This is a genomic window from Waterburya sp. (assembly GCF_058530065.1).
The window spans coordinates 1-22,624 of record NZ_JBZNBU010000061.1 but is presented as its reverse complement, the minus strand read 5'-3'; the positions used below and the strand labels follow the sequence as shown (position 1 = coordinate 22,624).

The following is a 22,624-nucleotide window of genomic DNA, read 5'->3' as shown; positions in this document are numbered from 1 at the left end:
CATCATTTCTTCAAACAGTTTTGGTTTGACTCCACATAAACGTTTAAATTCACTCTCTTGTAAATTTTTGACTTGTTCGTAGGTCATATTTTTTTCGCGCTCGCGTCATTATCCTACTTTTCTCATTTTCTTTCTATTCATGCAAGAGGTCTATTAAATGCAGGACAACCATTAATAAAAGCTTTCCTCAACTGCACTAAAGAAATTACTAACCACAAGCGATCGTAATTATCATTTTAACCATAAACCTTTGTCTCAATTGACCAATGATTAACTAGGTTAGATCGCAATCTAATCCCTCTTTTGTCACTTTCCGAGTTTTACTATTAATAAAAGATTTTGGAAAGCAAGTATCTCAATTCTTTGAGCCTTTTGTAGTTACATTTTTGTCATTTGATCGCTCTAATAGAATTTATAATCAGAAATAATAGATAAATCCCATAGTATACAAGGATTATAGAATTTGAAAATAACAAAAGTTTTCGGAGAGTGACAAAAGAGGGCTAATATGAAATCTAAAAAAGAACGCTACATATAAGAAGAGGAGTAAGTAGGGAGCTTAAGTTGTGAGGAAACAACTAACTACTAACTACTAACAAAAACGATTTTATTCGTAGCAAATATTTAAGTATTTCATACAAGAACCTTCTATTGCTCTAGTCCCATCTCCTTAGAAATACAAAGAGCGATACTTTTGGTATCGTTTTCCTCATAAATCGAATGCAAAACTTTACAACCTAAACAAAGTTATCGGATTGAAGTTGTGTGGTATCGATGCCTTCGAGGGTTGCTAAGGTTTCGTTTTCTAGCAAAATTGAATTGTTGTTGAAGCTAAGATCTTCAAAGACCAAACCATCTGCCAAACTCAAACTATCTTGTCCTGGGTTAAAGTCACTAATAGTATCCGTGCCCTCGCCAGGAGTGAGAACAAAGATATCGCTACCATCTCCGCCAGTTAAGATATCGTTGCCACTACCCCCATCTAATGTATCGCTAGCAGTTTCTCCAAATAAACTGTCATCTCCACTACCGCCAACTAGATAGTCGTTACCGCCACCACCAAGGAGAGTATCTTGTCCGTCGCCACCATCTAATGTGTCTTGGTTGACTTCTCCAGATAAACTGTCATCTCCAGCACCTCCAAACAGTTCGTCTTGACCGTTACCGCCAAAGAGAGTATCTTGTCCATCGCCACCATCAATTGTATCGTTGGCTGCTTCTCCAGATAAACTATCGTCTCCATTCCCTCCTAGTAAACTATCGTTTGCGCCACCACCGAGGAGAGTATCTTGTCCGTCACCGCCATCTAATGTGTCTTGGTTGACTTCTCCAGATAAACTGTCATCTCCAGCACCTCCAATTATGGAGTCTTGACCTTCACCGCCGTTTACAGTATCGTTGCCATTTGCGCCATCAATTGTATCTCCACTACCCAAACCATTGATAATATCTGGTGCATCCGTTCCTATTAGGTTATCCGCCCCATTTGTCCCATTAATAGTATTAGATCCGACCGAACCATCAAAAGTTAGTTTGTATAGCTCTCTACCAAGCTCGCCATCGTCGGCAGTGAAATATAGCGTGCCATCAAATTCAGTAAAGTTGCTGGGGTCAGAACCATTGAGAAAACTATAGTTACTGCGGTCGGGGTTAATATTGGCAACCAGTTGCGTACCACTTGTTGTACCATCCGTTACCCACAATTCCTCGCCAATTTCACCGCTATTGGCATTAAAATATAGTTTGCCATCAAACTCGGTCAAGTCTCTGGGATCGGAACTATTGGCGAAACCAGAGTCATCGCTACCAGGAGCTATATCGGCAACTAATTGCGTGCCTCCTGCCGTACCATCACTTACCCATAACTCTCTGCCATTTTCACCATCATCGGCTCGAAAATATAGTTTGCCGTTCAGTACAGCAATATTGTCAACAAAGGAGCTTTCCCTACCAGAATTGTTGATATCGGCAACTAATTGCGTACCCCCTGTCGTACCATCGCTTACCCATAATTCCTCGCCAATTGCACCGTTATCAGCATTAAAATATAGTTTGCCATTTAACTCAGTAAATTCTCTGGCATAAGAACCCAGCCCACCAGGATTAATATCGGCAACTAATTGCGTACCTTCCGCTGTACCATTAGTGACCCACAGTTCTCTGCCATTTTCACCATCATTAGCAGTAAAGTATAATTTGCCATTCAACTCGGTAAAGTTTTCAGGATTAGAATCGTTGGCGAAGTAACCGTAACCAAAATCTTCGCCACCAGGATAAATATCTACAACTAATTGCGTACCCTCTGCCGTACCATTAGTTACCCAAAGTTCCCTACCAGTTTCACCGTCATCGGCAGTAAAGTATAGTTTGCCATCAAACTCAATAAAATCTTGTGCATAAGAACCTTCGCTACCAGAAGCTATATCGGCAAGCAGTTGCGTACCGTTGGTCGTACCATCGCTGACCCATAATTCTCTACCATTTTCATTATCTCTGGCAGTAAAATATAGTTTGCCATTTAGCTCAATTAGGTCTCTAGGATCGGAATTGTCAATACCACCATAATTATCTAAACCAGGAGCTATATCGGCAAGCAGTTGTGTACCTTCACTCGTACCATCGCTCACCCAAAGTTCCTCGCCAGTTTCACCATCATTGGCACTAAAATATAGTTTGCTATTAAATTGAGTGAGATAGTCAACATAAGAACTTGAGCCACCAGGATTAATATTGGCTACTAAATTAGTACCGTCGGTTGTGCCATTAGTTGCCCACAGTTCGTTACCGTTTTCACCGTCGTTAGCACTAAAATATAAGCGATTATTAAATTCGACGATATTCCCAAGATTAGAGTCTCCATCACCAGGGTTAATATCTTTGACTAATACTCCTTGACCTAGGCTATTATCCATAATTCTTATTTTTCTACGTGGGATCTCTAAAATTCATCTTATAGTTGAATTTGATTTGAAGATTTAAGATATGATTAATGTTTCAATAAAATCGCTCAATTTAAGATTTCAACCAACATTCTCAGAGTATTACTTTCATTAATAGGGAATAATTTAATTACGGTCGGATATCTTTTTACCCGTGCGTAATATTTGACCTGCGAGAATAGCTGCGCCAAAACCGTTATCGATATTAACTACGCCAATCCCAGCAGCACAAGAATTAAGCATAGTGAGTAAGGGAGCAAGACCTTGGAAACTAGCACCATAGCCGATACTGGTGGGTACGGCAATGACAGGGCAATCTGCCATTCCTGCCACGACGCTGGGTAATGCTCCTTCCATTCCTGCTACGACAATTAAGACATCAGCATTATAGATTAGATCGCGGTTGCTTAATAAGCGATGAATTCCCGCTACTCCCACATCCCAAAGACGAATGACTCGAAAACCACAAAGTTCGGCAGTGACAGCAGCTTCTTCGGCTACGGGAATATCGGCAGTGCCAGCGGTGACGATGGAAATCTTACCTAATTGATGGGGATTGATGGGGGCAGATAAGGCACAGATACGGGCGAGGGGATAGTAAATTAGGTCGGGGATAGCTTTTTTTAATCCCTCGAAGACCTCGGCTTCAATGCGCGTTGCCATGACTACCGTGTCATCCTGACGCATTAAATTGATAATTTTAATTATTTGTTCGGGAGTTTTATCCGCACCCCAAATTACTTCGGGAAAACCAGTCCTAATTTGGCGATGGCGGTCTATTTTGGCAAATTCTTCTAGATTTTCAAAGGGTAGATTCTTAAGCTGGTCAAAAGCCATTTCAGGACTAATCTCTCGATCTGCGATCGCCCGTAATAGTTTCTTTAATTTCTCCGTCATGTTTACCTATTACTTGTTACTTGCTACTTATTACCTGTATTCCCTGGCTACCTAATTTAGTCACCCAAAAATTAAGATGAGGATCGGGGATTTGTTGTTTGACTTTTTCTTGAAGAGCGATCGCTTTAGCTTTAGATTCGCAGAGGGCAAAGACTGTAGGACCCGATCCCGACATCATTGCACCCAAAACATCTCCTGCGCCAAAGGCGGTTTTTAAGGCTGCCACCTGGGGATGTTCGGGCAAGACCACTTTTTCTAAATCGTTATATATTTGCTTGCCAATTTCCGCCCCATTTTTGTGGGCGATCGCATTGACTAAAGGACTAGAATGTACTTGTTTGGTGCGAGATTTGACTCCAGCTACATCAGATATATAGGAATCGCTATATTGCTGGCGATAGGTTTGATAAGCCCAAGGAGTAGAGACGCTAATATTGTCGTATTTTGCCAAAACTACCCAAATATTGGTCAAACTCTGCAAGCTATCTAGTTTTTCTCCCCTTCCCGTGGCGATCGCCGTTCCTCCAGATATGCAGAAAGGTATATCAGACCCCAAGTTTGCTGCTAGATCTTGTAATTCTGGTTGAGTTAAGCCCAGTTTCCAAATTAAGTTAATTCCCACCAATACGGCAGCAGCATTACCCGAACCCCCAGCCAACCCCGCAGCAACGGGAATGTTTTTCTCGATTCTAATTACTACACCGCCATAGTTGGCATAAGCATCGGGGAAAGTATCGCACATCAATTTTGCTGCCCGATAAGCTAAATTAGTCTCGTCATTAGGAACATCAGGGCGATCGCAATAAAGATAAATATCTGGAGTATCGCTAGACTGGATCTCTATTTTGTCGGCTAATTCGACACTTTGCAGAATCATGACCAACTCGTGAAATCCATCAGGGCGATCGCCAATTATTTCTAACAGAAGATTAATTTTTGCTGGTGCGAGTAATGAATAGGAGTGCATGAATTATGGTACTTGGTTAATTAATAATTGCTATCTCGATCTTGTTGATAGATCCCCACGCAAATTGTCCCAAACAATCTGGCTAACTCAATTAATATACGCGAATAGGATCTCGGTTGAATAGTTTTTTCTGGTTTTGTATAGTATCTCTAAATAAGTTAAATCGAGAATAAAAAAGCCTTACTCCATGCTAGATTTAATAATTCCTCCTCCAATTCAAATAGCAGCTTTTGGTGTAGCTATGTGGCTGATGGAAAAATATCTGCCAAGATTTAACTTTGTTTTTCCTCAATCGTCCTGGATTTCTATAGTTTTAGCTCTTGGTGGTATTGTGTTTGCTACCTTCGGAATTATTGAATTCAAAAAAGCCCAGACAACGATAAATCCTCACGAACCTACTAAAACTTCACAGCTTGTCAAAGGTGGTATTTATCAATTTACTCGAAATCCCATGTATGTGGGGCTGTTTCTGCTGCTAGCAGCTTGGGCATTTCAAGTTTCTAATTTTCTGGCTTTTATTGGTTTACCTCTATTCCTAATATATATTACTCGATTTCAAATTTTACCTGAAGAAAGAGTTTTAGAAAAAAAGTTTGGAGACGAATTTAGCAAGTATACCGATAGCGTAAGACGCTGGATTTAATTATTTGGTTAACTAACAACTAACAACTAACAACTAACAACTAACAATATGACCGATAATCTAGAGCGAGATATTCGCGAATTCTACGATGCTTCCAGTAAGCTATGGGAAGATATTTGGGGCGAACATATGCACCATGGTTACTATGGCAAAAATGGAAACTACAAACTCGATCGCCGTCAAGCTCAGATTGACTTAATTGAAGAATTATTAGCTTGGGGTAATTGCGATCGCTCTAATCCACCTCAAAATATTATTGATGTTGGTTGTGGTATAGGTGGCAGTACTTTGCATCTAGCTCAAAAATTTGATTGTCAGGCAACGGGCATCACCCTCTCCCCCGTACAAGCCTCTAGAGCTAAAGAAAGAGCCAGAGAAGCTAATTTAGACCGAGTGAACTTTGAAGTCGCCAATGCTTTAGCCATGCCGTTTGCCGATAATACTTTCGATCTAGTTTGGTCTTTAGAAAGTGGGGAACATATGCCTGATAAAGCTAAATTTCTCGCCGAATGCTATCGGGTGTTGCAGCCAGGTGGCAAAATGATTTTTGCTACTTGGTGTCATCGAGAAACTGATTCCTTGGCGGGAAAATTAACCCCTGGAGAATTAGCCCATCTCAAAGAGATATATCGAGTTTACTGTTTGCCCTACGTAATCTCTTTATCAGAATATAGAGAGATTGCGATCGAATGCGGTTTTAAAGATTTAAAAGCCGATGATTGGTCGATGGCTGTCGCTCCTTTTTGGAATGTGGTCATCGATTCTGCTATTACTCCTCAAGCAATTGTGGGTTTGGCAAAGGCAGGATGGCAAACTATCCAGGGCGCGCTTTCTCTAAACTTAATGAGTCGCGGTTACGAGCGCGGTTTGATCCGTTTTGGTCTGATTACTGCAATTAAGCATACTTAAATAAGCTTTTTATTTAAGATCTTGATTTTTTTCTCAAAAATAGTCACAATATATACAGAAAAAATTCGTTCATTCTTCTGTAAGGAAGAACGGAAGTAGGGATACCCCGAAGGAACGCGCCTCATAAACCCATCATCAATTTTGAGAGGCGAGACTATGAAACTTAATTATCGCGGTATTAGTTACGATCGCAACCCAGCAGAAATTGCTGTAGGAGAAGGTCAAGTAGGAGGTAAATTTAGAGGATGCAGTTGGCGCGTACACAACCTCAAAGCTACACCTGCGATCGAGCGCAAAGCTAATTTAGTTTATCGTGGCAGAGCCGTTCGATAAATCTAGATAATTCTCGTAATATTGAGAGATCCTTAAGAAAGTCAGTAGATAATACTGGCTTTTTTTGATTTCGATCTCAGGTTTCCACAAGAATGGTCTAAATTAATCTCTATTCCACCACTCTAAATAATTAAGGTGTTTCATAGGAGTACTATTTTGAGTAAAAGAATTAAGATATAAAAAGCAATGAATTTGAGTTTTTCGGGTATTTGATATATGCAATATTGATTTGGCGATCTCGTTTTAGCAACTAGTCGCCGATCTCCAAAATACCCTAAGAGCAATCAAATTGCTGTATCTAAATTCAACTCAATAGATTGGTGCTGTAATGTATTTAGTAACTGGTGCTACGGGATCTTTAGGTAGAAGAATTGTCAGACAGCTAAGAAATAACGATAAATCTGTCAGAGCTTTTGTGCGTTTGTCTTCCCGATATGGCGAATTGTCAGATCGCGGTGCGGATATTTTGATTGGCGATTTAAAACAAGAAAGAGATATTATCAAAGCCTGTCGTAATGTTAAATATATTATCAGCAGTCACGGAACGGGTGACGATACCCTGGCTTTAGACTACCGAGCTAATATCGACCTCATCGATAATGCGCTCGCCAATCAGGTGGAGCATTTTGTCTTTATCTCTGTTTTGGGTGCAGATCGCGGTTACGAAGATTCTCCAACTTTTAAAGCCAAACGAGAAGTAGAAAAATATTTAATTAATAGCGGTTTAAGTTATACCATTTTGCGTCCTTCGGGTTTTGCTAATAATTTAATTCCCTTGGCAGAAAGATTTCGAGATACAGGAATCTATTTTTCCATTGGCGAACAAAAAAACCGTTCTTCCATTGTTAGTACTGACGACCTGGCAAAAATTGCGATCGCCTCTTGCGAAGTAGAAGCAGCCAAAAATCAAATTTTTGCGGTTGGAGGTCCCGATATCCTGAGACGAGAAGATATCCCCCAAATTTTCTCTCGCTTATTCGATCGCGAACCAATTATTATCAATCCACCCCTACAGTTGTTGGATGGTTTGAGATTGGGAGTAGGTATTTTTAATTCCCAATTAAACAAATCTTTGGGCACTTTGAGAACTTTATTAGCTCACGAATTCTTTTGCACTCAAGATGAAATCGCTCGTCTCGAATCTACTTTTAATATCAAAATGGAGTCCTTAGAAAGCTTTATTCATCGTTATGTAGGACAAAATTAAAATAAAAATCTAGTCTCGGACTAAACTTAGTTATAATTATAGATCGTGGAATATAATCGGAGGATAATTATGGCTCGTAAATGCCAAGTAACAGGCAAAAAGGCGAATAACGCAATGGCAGTTTCTCACTCTCACCGTCGCACTAAAAAATTGCAAGGGGTTAATTTACAGTGGAAAAGAGTTTGGTGGGCAGAAGGTAATCGCTGGGTGAGATTGCGTTTATCTACTAAAGCCATTAAAACCTTGGAGAAAAAAGGTATCGGTGCAATGGCTAAAGAAGCTGGTATTAATCTTAATAAATACTAAATATAATTTTTTAATTGGTACAAAACAGCTTTATATTAAAATTTTCGCAGTCCTCAGCTTTGATGGCTGCAATTTTATTTTTGTTCTTTCTAAATTAATTGCCGTTTCCCAAGAAGGGGTATTCAAGAACGGGGATTAGGGATTAGGGAATGGTAGCTGCCCTAACTGCCCCCCTCGCGGGTTCCCATGCGGAGGAAACCTCCGCGGGGTCGCTCGTCTAACTGCCCGTACGGGCGGTTCGCGAACCGCCCCTATACTTTTATTCAACTTCTTGGAATTTATCAATTCCACCTTTATATTTACTGGTGAACAATTGGAACACAGTTCTATCCTTATTAATTCTGACATTAGCTTGGACTTGCATTCCTGGCTGGATAAATTTTTTCTCTCCATTAATCATCAAATAGTTTCTGTCCAAATCTACTTTAGCTACATAGCGGAAAAAGTCATAAGGTTTTTCTGGTTCTAAAGCACTAGTACTGATAAACTTGACCTTCCCATCAATATCTCCATAGTCACTGTAGTTAAAGGTGCTAATACGTACGTCCGTATCCATGCCTTTTTGCACAAAACCAATATCTTCTGGTTTGATATAAATCTCCGCTATCAAGTTTTCCGTAGGAACAATTTTTAACACAGGAGGGGCATTTTGACCCGCAGGAGGAACGTAACCAGGATAAGCTCGTAGATCGAAAACTTCTCCCGTGACAGGGGCTTTAATGGTTCTGTATCTAAGATCTTCACTAGCATTAGCAATTTGGCTGCCAATTTCCGCTATGCGCTTGTCGTTTTCAACAATAGTTTTATTGAGTTGACTGTCAATTTCCGAGATGCGTTTGCGGTTAGCAGCGGTTTGGTCGAGTAAATCTTTTCTAGATAGAGTTGTGGTGTTATTTAATTGTTCTCTAGCCTGGGAAATATCGAGAGTTAGTCTTTGCTCTTCTTGTAACAACCGTTGAATTTCTGCTTGCAGAGTGGTGTTTTGCTGTTGTTGGCGATCGCGCTCTAGGTTGCCCTCCTTGAGAGAATCATTTATTGCTGCTCGGCGATCGTTAACCCGTTGTTGTTGTTGATCGACTTGAATTTTAGAAAGTCCCCCTTCTTGAAATACGGGCAAAATTGCCTTGAGAGTTTCTTCTTCAATTGCCAGACTTTCTCTGGCTTGAGCTATGGCTTCGTCGTTACGTTCTTTAATTTCCTTAAGGTTTTGCTCTCCCGTTGCTAATTGCGCTCTAGTGTCTTCTAGTTGAATTTTATTTTGTTCTAATTGTTTTTCAAGCTGTTCTACTTCTAACCTCGCTGCCGCAGTCCTTTCTCTTAAATCCGCCTGAGAAATTTCCAATCTTGCCTGTTGGGCAGCATTCATGGTTTTACTAGAATTACCCAAAAGATTCTGAAATAGATCGTTTTCTTCTTTTAATTCCGTCCGATTGCGAGTTAGAAAGGCAATTTCTCTCGGAATTTCTAAAGATGCGATCGCGCCATCTATATTTCTCGAATCAATATCTCCAGCCAATAGAGCTCGATAGAATTTATTTTCTTGAACCAAAGATTTACGGACTTGATTTAAAGAATCTACTTGTGCTTGAGAAGTAGTCGCATCCAATAGCACCAAGACATCGCCTTCTTCTACTCGTTGTCCTTCCTCGACCTTAACTTCTTGGACTACTCCATTGGTTGGCACTTGAATTTCTTGTACTTTACCCAATGGTTGAATTTGTCCTTGAGCGGGAACTACCTGCTCGATTTTGGCAAAATAAGACCAAATCATCACAAAAGCACTTACTCCCATAATGCCCCAAATTGTATAGCGCGACCACTTAGGAGAACGACGTAAAATTACCGTTTGCTCGAATTTGCGAGTTTTAGCAGCAGCAGGATTGCGGTTCACTAGAGCATCCGCACCAGTGGTAACCAATTCTCCTTTCGGATAGGAACGTTCGGGAGTGACTTTTTCTTTGGTGGTAGTTAAAGTACCCATTGAAGACATAGCAGGAAGTTTTTCTGCTTCTTCCAGTTGAGGTAATGCTAAATTGCGATAAATTCCTGGGCCAATTTGAGCGTAACCTCGATGTACCGATCTAATTGCATCGGTTAATTCTTTGGCAGGAGTACCTTTAAGCAAATAGCCCATAGCGCCAGCACTGAGCGATCGCGAGACATATTCTTGAGTATCGAAAGTACTCAAAACCAATATTTTGACATCGGGAAAACGCTGACAAATAAGTTTTGTAGCTTCCATCCCATTCATACCAGGCATTTCCATGTCCATTAGAACTACTTCTGGATTGAGGGATTCTACTTGTTTGACTGCGTGTTCGCCATTTTCGGCAACGCCTATGATTTCAATATCCTCTTCGGTTTTGATTAGGGCTTTTAATCCTTCCCTAATCATTTTCTGATCGTCAACAATTAAAACTCGAATCGTATTTTCATTCGGGTTAGGGTTTTCACTGTTTTTGAAGCGATCGTTATTGCCATTGCTAGATGAATTCATCATGAAAACTAATTTAGTAACTTATTAAATATTCTGTCGCGAGCTAGCTTCTGAAAGAAACAATACAAGTAAGGTTATTTAGGTCATACAAACTGTTTGTAAGCACTTCGTTCTCCATTTTAAGTATTGGTACTTAGTGCTAATTTTTATTAAAAAAAGTAAAGTGTCTTACTTTTTTCATGAAAGTTGCCCTGGTTTCTGAATTAAATACATCAAAATAATTCAAATATTTAACTTAACAAGTCCTTTATAACTAACATTTTACATTTCCGACATATGAAAATTCCTCAATTCTCAAGTAATAATTTTTTCTAAACATCTTCAGGGTTTTATCGATACTATAGTAATCCTAAGTATTCGATAATTTATTAGGACTCGATATCGAGACGAACCTTCAATCTAAAACACCTATGACTAGCTATAAACCCACTGCTACAAGTCAAAGTCAAGATCGACATCTAGAATTGATCAGAAAATTTGCGGAAAAATATGCCAGCCTTACCAATACTTATTTTTGCAGCAACCGAGGGGTAACCGCAGCGGTAATTAAAGGATTGGCTCAACATAAACAAGAATTGGGATCTCCTTTGTGTCCTTGCCGTCATTACGAAGATAAAGCAGCAGAAGTCAAAAAAACTTATTGGAATTGTCCTTGCGTACCTATGCGAGAAGAAAAAAAATGTCATTGTATGTTGTTCTTAGCTCCCGATAATGCCCTAGCTGGAGACAGTCAAACAATTACTACAGAAGAAATTAAACAACTCTGCGCTGCAATGGAGTAAAAGCCAAAATTATGGTAGCACCAACAGAATTTACCCAAGGAATAACTGAATTTAATCAACAGGAATTTTATGCCTGTCACGATACTCTAGAAGCCATTTGGGTAGAAGCGGAAGAGACAGATAAAAGATTCTATCAGGGAATTTTACAGGTGGCTGTTGGTTGCTACCATTTGAGTAATGATAATCTTCGCGGTGCGATTATTCTCCTCGGAGAAGCAGTCAGACGATTGTGCGACTATCAGCCAGACTATGAAGGAGTAAATGTAGAGTTGTTATTAGAGCAAACTAGCAATTTATTGCAAGCCCTACAACAACTACAATCCGAGCAAGCACAAGAGTTTTTTCAACTATTACAACAAAAGCAGCAGGGACTAGAAACTGCAAATTTAACGGACAATTTCCTCCAAGAATTGCTCGCTCGCTGTCAAATTCCTCGGATTGAAATGAGTTAAACCTAAAATCTTTGAAATCTCGATTATACGCTCAATTCGGATAAGTAATAATTTACAAAAATAAGTAATTATAGGGAGAAAATTTGTAACCAGACCCACGGCAGATGTATCCTGATATATAAGTAAATATTTTTACCATCAACTGGAGATTGGCATTTTGGATACACAAGAATTTGATGTTGTTATTATTGGAGGCGGGCCAGCAGGCTGTACTTGTGCGCTCTATACATCAAGAGCCAATCTCAAAACCGTTATCTTGGACAAAAATCCGGCGGTGGGTGCATTGGCTATTACCCATAAAATTGCTAACTACCCTGGAGTTTCTGGGGAAATGAGTGGAGAGGCTCTACTCGAAAGCATGAGGGAGCAAGCTGTAGAATATGGCACTGTTTATCAACGGGCTCAAGTGTTTGGAGTTGATGTTAGTGGCGAGCAAAAAAAGGTTTATACTCCTGAAGGAACTTTTGTTGGCAAGTCATTGGTTTTAGCTACTGGTGCGATGGGACGTAGCGGATCTTCTTTTAAAGGAGAATCTGAATTTCTGGGTCGGGGAGTAAGTTATTGCGCTACTTGTGACGGTGCATTTTATCGCGATCGCGAAGTGGCAGTAGTAGGCTTGAATCAAGAAGCAGTAGAAGAGGCACAATTTTTGACTAAGTTTGCTTCCAAAGTTCATTGGATTACTTTTAAAGATCCTAAGGAAGAAGACTATCACGCTCAAGATTTGTTGGCTATGTCTAATGTCAAACATTGGCGACGCACTCGTTTGGCGTCGGTAGAAGGTGACGATGCTGGAGTTACAGGGGTAAAGTTAAAAGTTAAAGATGTTAAAGATCCTCAGCCTTTAGATGTGGAAGGTGTCTTTATTTATCAAAATGGCTCGAAACCAATCACGGATTATGTTGGCGACCAAGTGGAATATAATCCAGATGGTGGGGTGAAAGTAGATGAAGATATGTCTACTAATGTTCCTGGAGTTTGGGCAATAGGCGATATTCGTAACACTCCTTACAAACAAGCGGTTGTAGCGGCAGGAGACGGTTGTATTGCTGCAATGGCAATCGATCGCTACCTCAACCACCGCAAATCAATTAAGCCCGACTGGGATCATTCTTAGAGACTGTTGGTAAAACCAAAATTAAAAAGAAGCCAAGTTGTGGAGAGGTCGAAGATGAGGTTTTACCTCTTTATCTTTCTAATTAACTACCCTAAGCAATATAGCTTTATTTTTTATTCATAGATAATTAGTTAGTTCGACTTTAAAATCCTCTTCTTTCTAGGAAGAGGTTATTTTTTTGATTAATTAATTCTAGTAGTGTAGTAATAGCATAGCTAAGATACAGAAACTGTGGAGATAATAGAATATAGTTGAATCATAAGTAGTTTGTTATCTCAGTATCCTAATGATAAGTGACCCTGATTATCCTAATGTTGTATTAGCTTTCGTTTATCGCGATTTTAAAATCCAAATTGCTCGCGATCGATCGCAAGGAGAAGATTTTTACACAGCTTGGGCAGACTACAGTCAAGGAAGTGCGGTAGCCGTACCTTTTGCTTTTACTAGTAAGTTAGCTATTAAAAATGCTAAACGTTGGGTGGATCGAAGAATTAAACAATAATTATCCTCATAATTTCTGAAGATGAATTTTATTGTTGGCAATACTTCTGGGTAACTTGATGGCGATAGCGAAACATATCGGTTAACCTAGCATCTACCCACCAGCCCAAAACAAATTCAGCCAACCATCCCCCAGGAATTTCATAGGCGATCGCATCAGTAAGTCTGGTTTTCCCATTTTCTGCTGTGAATTCATGGCGGTGCGTCCAAGATTTCATTGGCCCTTCTGTTTGCTCGTCTACAAAAAGATGATTGGTTTCGCATTCAACATGGGTTGCAATCCAAGGAACGGGAATTCCCGCTAATGATAGCCGAAACTCACTAATTGCCCCAACACCCAGACCTCCTTCGCGACGAATTATTTTAACTGGCTGCCAAGGAGGAGTTAGTAAATCGAGAATATCGGGTCGTTCGTGAAATTGCCAAACTTTTTCTACAGGTGCATCAATCAGGCTGGAATATTGAAAATTAAGCATGAAAATTCTATTCTAAAATAACTTTATCTAAATTTTGCATATAGCGACCTGGAAAAGCTATACTCCAATCGGATTGACAACTAATAAATAACCTAAAGAAGCATGGTAGCGGTAGCAATTTTGGCAGCAGGGCGTGGCACTCGTATGAAGTCCGATTTACCCAAAGTTTTGCATTTAGTTGCAGGGCGATCGCTGGTAGAACGGGTACTTGATAGTTGCAGTTTATTAGATTTAGACAAGCAAATTGTCATTATCGGCTATCAAGGAGAAAAAGTTCAACAAGCCCTCAATCATCGTCAAGGAGTAGAATTTGTCGAACAAAAAGAACAGTTAGGCACTGGTCACGCAGTACAGCAACTAATGTCTAGTCTGCAAAACTATTCAGGGGATTTATTAGTTTTGAACGGAGATGCTCCCTTATTGCGTCCCGAAACTCTACAAAAGCTGGTAGAAATCCATCAAACCAACCAAAATGCCGCAACTCTATTAACAGCCAATCTTCCCAATCCTTATGGCTATGGACGAGTATTTTGTAATGAAAATAATTTAGTCAGCCATATTATAGAAGAGCGCGACTGTGACGAGACTCAAAAGCAAAATCATCGCGTTAATGCAGGCATCTATTGTTTTAACTGGGAGAAATTAGCCACAGCACTTCCTCAATTATCTACTAATAACGATCAGAAGGAATACTATCTGACAGAAGTGGTAAATTATCTCGATCGCGTTATGGCTTATGATGCAGAAGACTATCGGGAAATTAACGGTATTAACGATCGCCAACAGTTATCCGCAGCATACGATATCCTCCAATCCAGAATTAAAGATAGTTGGATGAAAGCGGGAGTGACGATGATTAATCCCGATAGCATTACTATAGATGAGACAGTAGAGTTAGAAGCCGATGTAATTATAGAACCTCAAACCCATCTGAGGGGCAAGACTAAAATTGCTGCGGGTAGTCGTATTGGCCCTGGCAGTATGATTGAAGATAGTACTATCGGCAATCATGTTACGGTGTTATATTCGGTAGTATTAGGTTCGGCAATAGCTAATAATACTACCGTTGGCCCTTTTGCCCATCTGAGAGGGGATGTCACCATTGGTGAAAGCTGTCGCGTGGGTAATTTTGTCGAGATTAAGAAGAGTTCTTTAGGTGACAATACAAAAGTGGCTCATTTATCTTATATTGGCAATGCCACTCTAGAACGAGATGTCAATATAGGCGCGGGAACTATTACTGCTAACTACGATGGCAAGCACAAACACCAGACAACCATTAAAAAAGGTACAAAAACAGGTTCTAATAGCGTTTTAGTCGCCCCAGTAACTTTGGGCGAAAACGTTACCGTTGCTGCGGGTTCTACGGTCACTAAAGATGTTAACGATAATGCTTTGGTTATCGCGCGATCGCGTCAGAAAGAAATTTCTAATTGGCATCAGAATGAGGGAAGGATATAACGATTAGGCTTCGCTTTGTACCGTCGCCCTAACCACCACTGGCTAACGCGAAGATGGTGGAGTGCGGGCTGATTGCTCGTTCAAAATCTTGGTACGATTAATTACGCCGAATACCAACCAAAAAATTAATAAAGCAGAAGTTAATAACAAGATAGGCAACGAGCCAAATTGAACGATTAACACTGGTGCAGCCGCAGTAAATAAGCCACCCCCAACAATCGGCTCAAAGAAAAGTTGTTTGTAGGCAAAACTAGTCATAGCTGCGGTTTGGTTGTCGGGATCTACCATGCGAATTAATAAGATTCCCGTAGCGGTAACTCCCATTGACTGTCCCATATCCCCCAAGCCTCTGGTAAACCAATATTCGGGGATGACGCGCGGGGCAATGATGGTGAAGGCAAATATATTCCAGATAATTCCGATTAAAGAAAGGATAAGAAATACTTCCAGGTTATTTCCCAGTATAGTTAGATCGATACCCGCGATCGCCGTAACGATGACTAGATCGATCGCCATGGCTGAAATTGATTCTTGGATTTGGCGATCGATTAAACTGTCTATGCCTAATTTTTGAGCAGCTATTTGAACGATAATACCGCCGATTAACGCCATAGGAAATAAAGGTACGGCTTCGATTAGCTCTAAACCGTTTTTACCCCAAGAAACTGTTTCTAGCCAAAATAAGCCCTTAAGGATTAGCCAACCAAAAGCGATCGCCAGGGCGGTAAAGCCAAAGTTAACCGTAAGTTGGTCGATACCAATATTGGGGAATTCAATTTTCTCTCTAGCTTCTTTTTTCTCAGTTGTAATTTCTTTGGAGACGGCGGAGTTTTTTGTTACTTCCAGATAACCTTTTTTCTGACCCCATTGAATCAACCAAGTACCACTAATAATGCCCGATAAAATACCAACTGTTGCCAAACCTAAAGCTAAGTTACCTCCTTCGGGAAAGCCTAGTTTAGTTAGGGTATTAGCCATTCCTGCTGCCGTGCCATGCCCTCCTTCAAAGCCAATTTCAATCAGAGTTGCAGCTAGAGGATCGATGGAAAATAGAGGCACTAAAACAAAACTAACAATGAGAATGCCAAAAACATATTGTCCCCAAGCTAAACTTTGACCGAATGCCACCTGGGGAGAAGTTTTTTGCCAAATATCTCGGGGTTGGGGAATATTTTCCCCTAAAAAGAGGGCAGCAAAAACAATGTTAATAAATACTTCAGGACATTGCGACCAAATTTGCTGCATAATCTTGGGGAAGATACCATTCACTAGATTACTATCGGGATTGAGTTGTCCTGCGATCGCCCCTAATACTTCTGTTCCTAATAATAGGGCGATCGCACCTGCAATAATAGATTCTGGTAAATATAGTTGCTGAAATAATTTGATTTTTTGTTTGATATAAATAGACAGTAGCAACAAGATCGCTAAAACAATCAAAGCGAACATCACATTGGGTAAATCGAACATTTAGTTTTTGACTGAAATTTATTAATTTAATTAAGAGTGCAATTGGTTAGAGCAAAAAAAAGCCTCCACAGGCGAGATTTCTTATTACTATTAGGTTGGTTGATTGTCGGTTTAATACTTCGGTTTACTAACTTAGCAGATAAACCCGCTTCATCTATCGAAATTGCGACTTTGGGTTTTAGTTTGGGTCATGGTTTTAGCCAAATTCCTCTCAATCAATTAATTTCTGCCGATACTTTGCTGTCTCCTCTCAGAGTCGATAATGCGATCGATACCGCCGATACCATAAATCGTTTGTTCGCCGAAAGCACCCATCCACCCCTATATTTTTGCTTGACCCATTGGTGGACAAAAATCCTGGTGAGCGATGGAGAATTAGTATCTTTGCAAGTGGGACGTTCTTTAAGTGCTATTTTGGGAGGGTTGGCAATTCCCGCTATGTTTGGTTTTAGTTGGCTTGCTTGGCGCAATGCTCTAACCGCCCATTTTGCTGCTATTTTAATGGCAGTTTCCCCCTATGGTATTTACCTCGCCCAAGAAGCCCGCCATTACACCCTATCGATCTTGTGGATAATTGCTTCTTTGAGTTGTTTGGTGGTAGCGATCGCTTGCTTGAACAGTGGTCAGAAAATTCCTTGGTGGTTAATTATTATTTGGATTGCAATTAACAGTTTGGGAATGGCGACTCACTATTTCTTTTGTTTGGCTTTAGCCTTAGAAGGGACAATTGTAGTGGGCTTTTGGTTTTGGCAACAAAGCGAGCGCCAAAATAGACTTAGTTTTAACTATTACCTGCCCTTAATTATCGTGGGCTTGGGTACTTTAGCTGGTTGTTTGGTTTGGTTGCCCGTCGCCAAGGGTATTTCTAGCAATGAATTAACCGACTGGATCGAAACCAGTTATAGTTCCGACGAAATTTGGTTGCCCCTACCCCGTATGCTGGCTTGGTTAATTACAATGGTGGCATTATTACCCGTTGAAGGTACGTCTTTAGCCGTAACTATTGCCTCTGGGGTGATTATCTTGGGGGGTATAGTTTGGATGATTCCTAAATTTATTATTACTTGGCGATCGCTATTAGCTAAATCCCATAATTTAACCGCCAAACTATTAACGGGCTACATTATTGGCGCGATCGCTTTATATTTATTTCTGATTTATGGTTATGGCAAAGATGTTTCCCTTGCTGCCCGCTATCACTTTGTCTATTTTCCCGTTATTTTGGCTATTTTGGCAGCTATCTTAACCCAGCTTTGGCAACGAATGGAAACCAAAAAAATAGTAGTAGCAATGCTAATTATCGGATTTTTAGGTTCTTTGACTGTCACTAACGATTTAGGTTTTAAAAAATCTCGTCGTGCTAACACCATGGCACAACACATTCAACAAGTCAGTCACCCAACAACTATAGTTGCCACTACCTACGATACCCATTCCCAAGTACGAGAAGCGATCGCTTTAGCTTTAGCCTTTAAAACAAATTCTTCAATTCAGCAGACAATACCCAATTTTTTACTCTTAGAACGTAACGATAATAGTAAAGTACGCTTACAGGAAATCTTAGCTTCTCAATCGAAACCCCTCGATTTATGGGATATAAATTTGAAAATTTACCATAGCTATTTAACACGTATTAGCTGCACTGAAAAACGACAATATCGCTTAGATGACAGTGGTTATAAAAATCGTTTATACCATTGTTATAATTAATCAATCAACAATTCTAAAAATTAACTAATAAACCTATTATTTTTACTAATAAATTCTCTTTAACTAAAAACTAAAAACTAAAAACTAAAAACTAAATATGATAAATACCATCAAAAAAATTTTAGGTGGCTTTGGTACTTTAGATGGTGCTACCTATCCCTTCAAAGCCTTAATAACTTTTATCAAAAATCCCAAATTAATTAAATATATTGCTATTCCCATCGCAGTTAATATTGTTGTGGCAATCGCTCTTTATAGTGGGTTGCTATATTTTGGCTGGCAAATTGTAGATGGGGTAGAAGCCGATTTAACCCTATGGTTGAATGAACTAATTGCCAATCTACCTCAATGGTTGAGCCTTTTGACTTACATTGCCTCTGGTTTAATCGCGATCGTTCGTTTTATGTTGATTGTGATTTTACTCATTGCGACGGGATTTGTCTTAACTCAGTTTGGAGTATTACTAGGTGCGCCTTGGTACGGTCAACTATCAGAACAATTGGAAAAATTACGCACGGGAAAAGTAGAACTAATCGAATTAGATATTGCCAGAGATCTCGGTCGAGCTATATTATACGAACTGAAAAAACTAGTTTTAATTGCTTTAGTCGGGATTCCTTTATTAGCAATTAATTTATTTCCTGGGGTTGGTACATTAATTTCTAGTATTGGTTCTTTCTCTTTAACTACTGTAATAGTTGCTTTAGATTTCCTCGATTCTTGTCTAGAAAGAAGAAGATTAAAATTTCGTCAAAAACTAAAAGTAGTATTTGCCAATTTCCCTGCTAGCGGTAGCTTTGGTTTGGTCTGTTTGGGCTTAATTAGTATCCCTTTAGTCAACCTAGTGACAATTCCCTTGTGCGTCGCTTCGGGGACTCTATTTATTTGCGATCGCGCCAAACTTCCTAGTATTAGAAAATCCTAATTAATTTTCTTTAATTACTTAACCTAAGAACAATTTATAAGAAGGATTATTACTTTCATCCCAATAACGATAACCCAGAGAATTAAGAAATTGCTGCCATTCAGACATTTCATCGGGAGGGACTTGCATTCCTACAGCAATACGCCCATAGTCTGCGCCATTATTACGATAGTGGAATAAACTAATATTCCAGTTAGGACTCATACAGCTCAGAAATTTCATTAACGCCCCTGGACGTTCGGGGAATTCAAAACGATATAATAACTCATTTTTGGCTAGAGGCGATCGCCCACCCACCATATGACGCAGGTGCATTTTAGCCAGTTCGTCATCGGTCAAATCGATGGTTTCAAATCCCTGAGATTCAAAATTAGTTTTCATTTCCACCGCATCAGCACGATTTTGGATCTGCACTCCCACAAAGATATAGGCTTTATCCTCGTCAGAGATACGATAGTTAAACTCGGTTAAATTACGTTTGCTAATACATTCACAAAACTTGCGGAAACTGCCCCTTTCTTCAGGAATAGTCACGGCAAAGATAGCTTCTCTTCTCTCCCCAAATTCTGCCCTCTCAGAAACAAAACGCAGGCGATCGAAGTTCATATTTGCCCCACAAGCGATCGCCACCAGGGTTTCGTCTTGGATATTTTCTTTTTCTACATAGGCTTTCGCCCCTGCGATCGCTAATGCCCCTGCGGGTTCTAAAATAGAACGAGTATCTTCAAATACATCTTTAATTGCCGCACAGGTATCATCTGTATTGACCAAAATAATCTCGTCTACATAGTCTTGGCACAAGCGAAAGGTTTCTGCCCCAACTTCCCGCACAGCTACCCCATCGGCGAATAAACCCACTCTCGGCAGACATACCCGATAACCAGCTTTGAGAGATTGAGACATGGCATCTGCGTCTACAGGTTCGACCCCAATAATTTTAATTTCTGGACGTAATCTCTTGATATAGGCTGCTATCCCTGCAATTAAACCCCCTCCCCCAATTGCTACAAAAATAGCGTGGATGGGTTGTTGGTATTGTCTGAGAATTTCCATCCCAATCGTACCTTGACCTGCAATTACATCGGGATCGTCGAAGGGATGAATAAAAGTTAAACCTTTTTCTTTACATAACTGCTTTGCATGGGCACAAGCATCATCGTAGGTATCGCCATATAAAACTACACTTCCGCCTCGCGCTTTGACAGCGTTGATTTTTACTTGAGGAGTGGTGACGGGCATGACAATAATCGCTGTAGTGCCTAATTGTTTTGCCGATAATGCTACTCCTTGAGCGTGATTTCCTGCCGAAGCTGCAATGACCCCCTTTTGTAGAATATCCTTGGGTAATTGTGCCATCTTGTTATAAGCACCCCTGAGTTTAAAAGAAAATACCGACTGCATATCTTCTCTTTTTAAGAGTAGTTTGTTGTGCAGTCTAACAGAAAGATTGGGGGCATATTCGAGGGGAGATTCTTGCGCCACATCATAGACACGAGCATTAAGAATCCTCTCCAAGTAGTCGGATTTCATCAGCAGGATAGGTTTGAATAATAGTCCTTAATTTTATCAAATAACTTTAGTCTGTCCTAACTTAATAATCTCAGTTCGGATTAAGCTACTGACTATCGATTGGGAGCTTCTTTCAATGCTTTGGCAACTGCTTTCCATGCTGGTTTGCGTTCGTATTGCTTGTCCAACAGCAAAGGGCGTACTGGCGCACCATCGTCTCTGGGAGCAAAACTAGAAATCCAAGTATGGCGATCTGTTAAACCCCAACTAATAATAGTACTTACGGCTGGTTCGTCTAATACTACCGACAGATATTGATAGTAGGCTTCTGCTACAGCGCGATCGCGTTTGGCAATATTTTTAGGGAGTTGATAGTCTCGAACGTCTAATTCCGAAATAATAATTTCTAATCCCATACTGGCAACATCCCTAAGAAATTGGCGAAACTTTTGAGGATCGAATTCTCGATTGCGATGACCTTCAAGGTGGCTTTGAATTCCCAAGGCATGAACGGGAGTTCCTTTTTTCTTCAATCTTTCTAGTAATTTTAGGATGGCAGCACGGCGTTTTTCTTCATAGCTATTACCATAGGGATTACTGTAGGTAAGTCCGTTATCGTTGTAGGTTAGAATAGCATTAGGATCTGCTTCTGCTGCAATTTTAAAAGCTCTCTCGATATAATCGGACCCCAAAAAATTTAACCAAGCAGGATATTTTTCCCCTCTAACTCCACTTTTAGTAGTGTCTTTTAGGTTATCGCTACGTCCATCTTCCACCCTAATTGCTTCATTAACTACATCCCAAGAAGTGACTTGACCTGCATGACGTTTGGCAATGGTAGTAATATGATTGGTGAAAATTTTATCAATTTCACTACTAGTAGTATCTCTAGATTTAAACTTATCAACTAACCAATCAGAATTAAATTCATTCCAAATTAGAGGATGACCGCGAAAATCTAGCTTATTATCCCCAGCAAACTTGAGAAAAGCATCAGTTTGACTAAAATTATAATTATTGTTACCAAATGGCCCGACTGTTACTCCAAAAAAACCCCCTACTACAACTTCATATTCTTGTCTGAAAATTCTGGCAAACTTCTGATCTCGAACAATATCTAGATGAGATCTTTGAGGATATCCACCATATTTAATTCCTTTTGCTGCTGCTAGTTGCCGCAAAGTTTTTCCTTTTCTTTTATTATTTTTTTTATTGTATTCATTAATATACTCGTTTATTTCTTCGGTTCTAGTTGTTGAATATAGGTGTTGATGGGCTAAATTCAACGCGCCAAATCCACCCAATCCTAATAAAAATGAGCGTCTTCCCTTGCTGTACTTATTGTTAGTCATAGAACTAAATTCCTGACTTATAATGATTTTGCATTGCTTATCTTATCTTTAAAAAATATTTTTTTACCTCTGTATATTTATCTATAATAGACCTCTTGCAATATTCATCTCAGGATATGTTAGCGAGATCAAAAACAAGACAAATTTCAGCCAAGTACCACATCGCGAGAT

At 39.8% G+C, this 22,624-nt stretch carries 20 protein-coding genes and 1 riboswitch; of the genes, 12 read left to right on the top strand and 8 right to left on the bottom strand.

The genetic code is table 11. From position 1 onward, the window contains the following. Window positions 1-737 precede the first annotated feature (737 nt). The 3 genes from AC33VI_RS04150 to ispE form a co-directional block, all read right to left on the bottom strand. Window positions 738-2,912: an ELWxxDGT repeat protein gene (locus AC33VI_RS04150; RefSeq protein WP_491781009.1), complete on the bottom strand. Its 2,175-nt coding sequence runs from the start codon at window positions 2,910-2,912 to the stop codon at window positions 738-740. Window positions 2,913-3,065: 153 nt separating this feature from the next. After that, a complete protein-coding gene (gene larB, locus AC33VI_RS04145) occupies window positions 3,066-3,836 on the bottom strand; it encodes a nickel pincer cofactor biosynthesis protein LarB (RefSeq protein WP_491781008.1) in 771 nt (256 codons plus the stop codon). Window positions 3,837-3,852: 16 nt separating this feature from the next. After that, on the bottom strand, window positions 3,853-4,803 hold the full coding sequence (gene ispE, locus AC33VI_RS04140) for a 4-(cytidine 5'-diphospho)-2-C-methyl-D-erythritol kinase (RefSeq protein WP_491781007.1): 951 nt from the start codon (window positions 4,801-4,803) through the stop codon (window positions 3,853-3,855). Window positions 4,804-4,990: 187 nt separating this feature from the next. Here ispE and AC33VI_RS04135 point away from each other — a divergent pair, with 187 nt between their 5' ends. From AC33VI_RS04135 to rpmB, 5 genes are all read left to right on the top strand, one after another. After that, the gene (locus tag AC33VI_RS04135; RefSeq protein WP_491781006.1) at window positions 4,991-5,446 is read left to right on the top strand and encodes a methyltransferase family protein; all 456 of its coding nucleotides are present in this window, start codon (window positions 4,991-4,993) and stop codon (window positions 5,444-5,446) included. Window positions 5,447-5,494: 48 nt separating this feature from the next. Next, window positions 5,495-6,355 (top strand): methyltransferase domain-containing protein, encoded by an 861-nt coding sequence (locus AC33VI_RS04130; protein ID WP_491781005.1) that lies wholly within the window; start codon window positions 5,495-5,497, stop codon window positions 6,353-6,355. A 64-nt stretch (window positions 6,356-6,419) separates the two neighbouring features. After that, window positions 6,420-6,476: riboswitch (Glutamine riboswitch) on the top strand. Window positions 6,477-6,511: 35 nt separating this feature from the next. Continuing rightward, complete coding sequence (locus AC33VI_RS04125; protein WP_491781004.1) at window positions 6,512-6,688, top strand: DUF4278 domain-containing protein; 177 nt, start codon at window positions 6,512-6,514, stop codon at window positions 6,686-6,688. Window positions 6,689-7,016: 328 nt separating this feature from the next. After that, window positions 7,017-7,895, top strand: a complete 879-nt coding sequence (locus tag AC33VI_RS04120) for an SDR family oxidoreductase (RefSeq protein WP_491781003.1) — start codon at window positions 7,017-7,019, stop codon at window positions 7,893-7,895. 69 nt (window positions 7,896-7,964) lie between these two features. Then, entirely contained in the window at window positions 7,965-8,201 is a 237-nt protein-coding gene (rpmB, locus tag AC33VI_RS04115; protein ID WP_491781002.1) for a 50S ribosomal protein L28, read from the top strand. A 259-nt stretch (window positions 8,202-8,460) separates the two neighbouring features. On the opposite strand, the gene AC33VI_RS04110 is transcribed toward rpmB, so the two are convergent. After that, complete coding sequence (locus AC33VI_RS04110) at window positions 8,461-10,701, bottom strand: response regulator (RefSeq protein WP_491781001.1); 2,241 nt, start codon at window positions 10,699-10,701, stop codon at window positions 8,461-8,463. A 407-nt stretch (window positions 10,702-11,108) separates the two neighbouring features. Between AC33VI_RS04110 and AC33VI_RS04105 the strand changes: the two genes are divergently transcribed. From AC33VI_RS04105 to AC33VI_RS04090, 4 genes are all read left to right on the top strand, one after another. Beyond that, a complete protein-coding gene (locus AC33VI_RS04105) occupies window positions 11,109-11,480 on the top strand; it encodes a ferredoxin-thioredoxin reductase catalytic domain-containing protein (protein ID WP_491781000.1) in 372 nt (123 codons plus the stop codon). Window positions 11,481-11,491: 11 nt separating this feature from the next. Beyond that, window positions 11,492-11,932, top strand: a complete 441-nt coding sequence (locus AC33VI_RS04100) for a DUF309 domain-containing protein (RefSeq protein ID WP_491780999.1) — start codon at window positions 11,492-11,494, stop codon at window positions 11,930-11,932. Window positions 11,933-12,089: 157 nt separating this feature from the next. Further along, window positions 12,090-13,049: an NAD(P)/FAD-dependent oxidoreductase gene (locus AC33VI_RS04095; protein ID WP_491780998.1), complete on the top strand. Its 960-nt coding sequence runs from the start codon at window positions 12,090-12,092 to the stop codon at window positions 13,047-13,049. A gap of 286 nt (window positions 13,050-13,335) precedes the next feature. Next, on the top strand, window positions 13,336-13,551 hold the full coding sequence (locus AC33VI_RS04090) for a hypothetical protein (RefSeq protein ID WP_491780997.1): 216 nt from the start codon (window positions 13,336-13,338) through the stop codon (window positions 13,549-13,551). Between the two features lie 28 nt (window positions 13,552-13,579). Here AC33VI_RS04090 and AC33VI_RS04085 read toward each other — a convergent pair whose 3' ends face one another. Then, window positions 13,580-14,026 (bottom strand): SRPBCC family protein, encoded by a 447-nt coding sequence (locus AC33VI_RS04085; RefSeq protein ID WP_491780996.1) that lies wholly within the window; start codon window positions 14,024-14,026, stop codon window positions 13,580-13,582. A gap of 102 nt (window positions 14,027-14,128) precedes the next feature. Between AC33VI_RS04085 and glmU the strand changes: the two genes are divergently transcribed. Then, window positions 14,129-15,487 carry a bifunctional UDP-N-acetylglucosamine diphosphorylase/glucosamine-1-phosphate N-acetyltransferase GlmU gene (gene glmU, locus AC33VI_RS04080; protein ID WP_491780995.1) on the top strand — a complete coding sequence of 453 codons (1,359 nt, stop codon included), beginning with the start codon at window positions 14,129-14,131 and terminating at the stop codon, window positions 15,485-15,487. A gap of 42 nt (window positions 15,488-15,529) precedes the next feature. Here the strand turns inward: glmU and AC33VI_RS04075 are convergent, their stop codons facing one another. Next, window positions 15,530-16,957 (bottom strand): sodium/glutamate symporter, encoded by a 1,428-nt coding sequence (locus AC33VI_RS04075; protein ID WP_491780994.1) that lies wholly within the window; start codon window positions 16,955-16,957, stop codon window positions 15,530-15,532. A 42-nt stretch (window positions 16,958-16,999) separates the two neighbouring features. Between AC33VI_RS04075 and AC33VI_RS04070 the strand changes: the two genes are divergently transcribed. After that, entirely contained in the window at window positions 17,000-18,667 is a 1,668-nt protein-coding gene (locus tag AC33VI_RS04070) for a glycosyltransferase family 39 protein (RefSeq protein WP_491780993.1), read from the top strand. A 97-nt stretch (window positions 18,668-18,764) separates the two neighbouring features. After that, the gene (locus tag AC33VI_RS04065; protein WP_491780992.1) at window positions 18,765-19,592 is read left to right on the top strand and encodes an EI24 domain-containing protein; all 828 of its coding nucleotides are present in this window, start codon (window positions 18,765-18,767) and stop codon (window positions 19,590-19,592) included. A gap of 18 nt (window positions 19,593-19,610) precedes the next feature. Here AC33VI_RS04065 and ilvA read toward each other — a convergent pair whose 3' ends face one another. Further along, window positions 19,611-21,122, bottom strand: a complete 1,512-nt coding sequence (gene ilvA / locus AC33VI_RS04060) for a threonine ammonia-lyase, biosynthetic (protein ID WP_491780991.1) — start codon at window positions 21,120-21,122, stop codon at window positions 19,611-19,613. Between the two features lie 92 nt (window positions 21,123-21,214). Continuing rightward, window positions 21,215-22,453 carry an endo-1,4-beta-xylanase gene (locus AC33VI_RS04055; RefSeq protein ID WP_491780990.1) on the bottom strand — a complete coding sequence of 413 codons (1,239 nt, stop codon included), beginning with the start codon at window positions 22,451-22,453 and terminating at the stop codon, window positions 21,215-21,217. Window positions 22,454-22,624: the final 171 nt, after the last annotated feature.

What these genes read in the sequence shown, in the direction of transcription:
- AC33VI_RS04150 (WP_491781009.1), bottom strand. Translation starts at nt 2,912, where the DNA reads ATGGATAATAGCCTAGGTCAAGGAGTATTAGTCAAAGATATTAACCCT.
- ispE (WP_491781007.1), bottom strand. Translation starts at nt 4,803, where the DNA reads ATGCACTCCTATTCATTACTCGCACCAGCAAAAATTAATCTTCTGTTA.
- ilvA (WP_491780991.1), bottom strand. Translation starts at nt 21,122, where the DNA reads ATGAAATCCGACTACTTGGAGAGGATTCTTAATGCTCGTGTCTATGAT.
- larB (WP_491781008.1), bottom strand. Translation starts at nt 3,836, where the DNA reads ATGACGGAGAAATTAAAGAAACTATTACGGGCGATCGCAGATCGAGAG.
- rpmB (WP_491781002.1), top strand. Translation starts at nt 7,965, where the DNA reads ATGGCTCGTAAATGCCAAGTAACAGGCAAAAAGGCGAATAACGCAATG.
- AC33VI_RS04135 (WP_491781006.1), top strand. Translation starts at nt 4,991, where the DNA reads ATGCTAGATTTAATAATTCCTCCTCCAATTCAAATAGCAGCTTTTGGT.
- glmU (WP_491780995.1), top strand. Translation starts at nt 14,129, where the DNA reads ATGGTAGCGGTAGCAATTTTGGCAGCAGGGCGTGGCACTCGTATGAAG.
- AC33VI_RS04110 (WP_491781001.1), bottom strand. Translation starts at nt 10,701, where the DNA reads ATGATGAATTCATCTAGCAATGGCAATAACGATCGCTTCAAAAACAGT.
- AC33VI_RS04055 (WP_491780990.1), bottom strand. Translation starts at nt 22,453, where the DNA reads ATGACTAACAATAAGTACAGCAAGGGAAGACGCTCATTTTTATTAGGA.
- AC33VI_RS04105 (WP_491781000.1), top strand. Translation starts at nt 11,109, where the DNA reads ATGACTAGCTATAAACCCACTGCTACAAGTCAAAGTCAAGATCGACAT.
- AC33VI_RS04065 (WP_491780992.1), top strand. Translation starts at nt 18,765, where the DNA reads ATGATAAATACCATCAAAAAAATTTTAGGTGGCTTTGGTACTTTAGAT.
- AC33VI_RS04120 (WP_491781003.1), top strand. Translation starts at nt 7,017, where the DNA reads ATGTATTTAGTAACTGGTGCTACGGGATCTTTAGGTAGAAGAATTGTC.
- AC33VI_RS04075 (WP_491780994.1), bottom strand. Translation starts at nt 16,957, where the DNA reads ATGTTCGATTTACCCAATGTGATGTTCGCTTTGATTGTTTTAGCGATC.
- AC33VI_RS04085 (WP_491780996.1), bottom strand. Translation starts at nt 14,026, where the DNA reads ATGCTTAATTTTCAATATTCCAGCCTGATTGATGCACCTGTAGAAAAA.
- AC33VI_RS04090 (WP_491780997.1), top strand. Translation starts at nt 13,336, where the DNA reads ATGATAAGTGACCCTGATTATCCTAATGTTGTATTAGCTTTCGTTTAT.
- AC33VI_RS04100 (WP_491780999.1), top strand. Translation starts at nt 11,492, where the DNA reads ATGGTAGCACCAACAGAATTTACCCAAGGAATAACTGAATTTAATCAA.
- AC33VI_RS04130 (WP_491781005.1), top strand. Translation starts at nt 5,495, where the DNA reads ATGACCGATAATCTAGAGCGAGATATTCGCGAATTCTACGATGCTTCC.
- AC33VI_RS04125 (WP_491781004.1), top strand. Translation starts at nt 6,512, where the DNA reads ATGAAACTTAATTATCGCGGTATTAGTTACGATCGCAACCCAGCAGAA.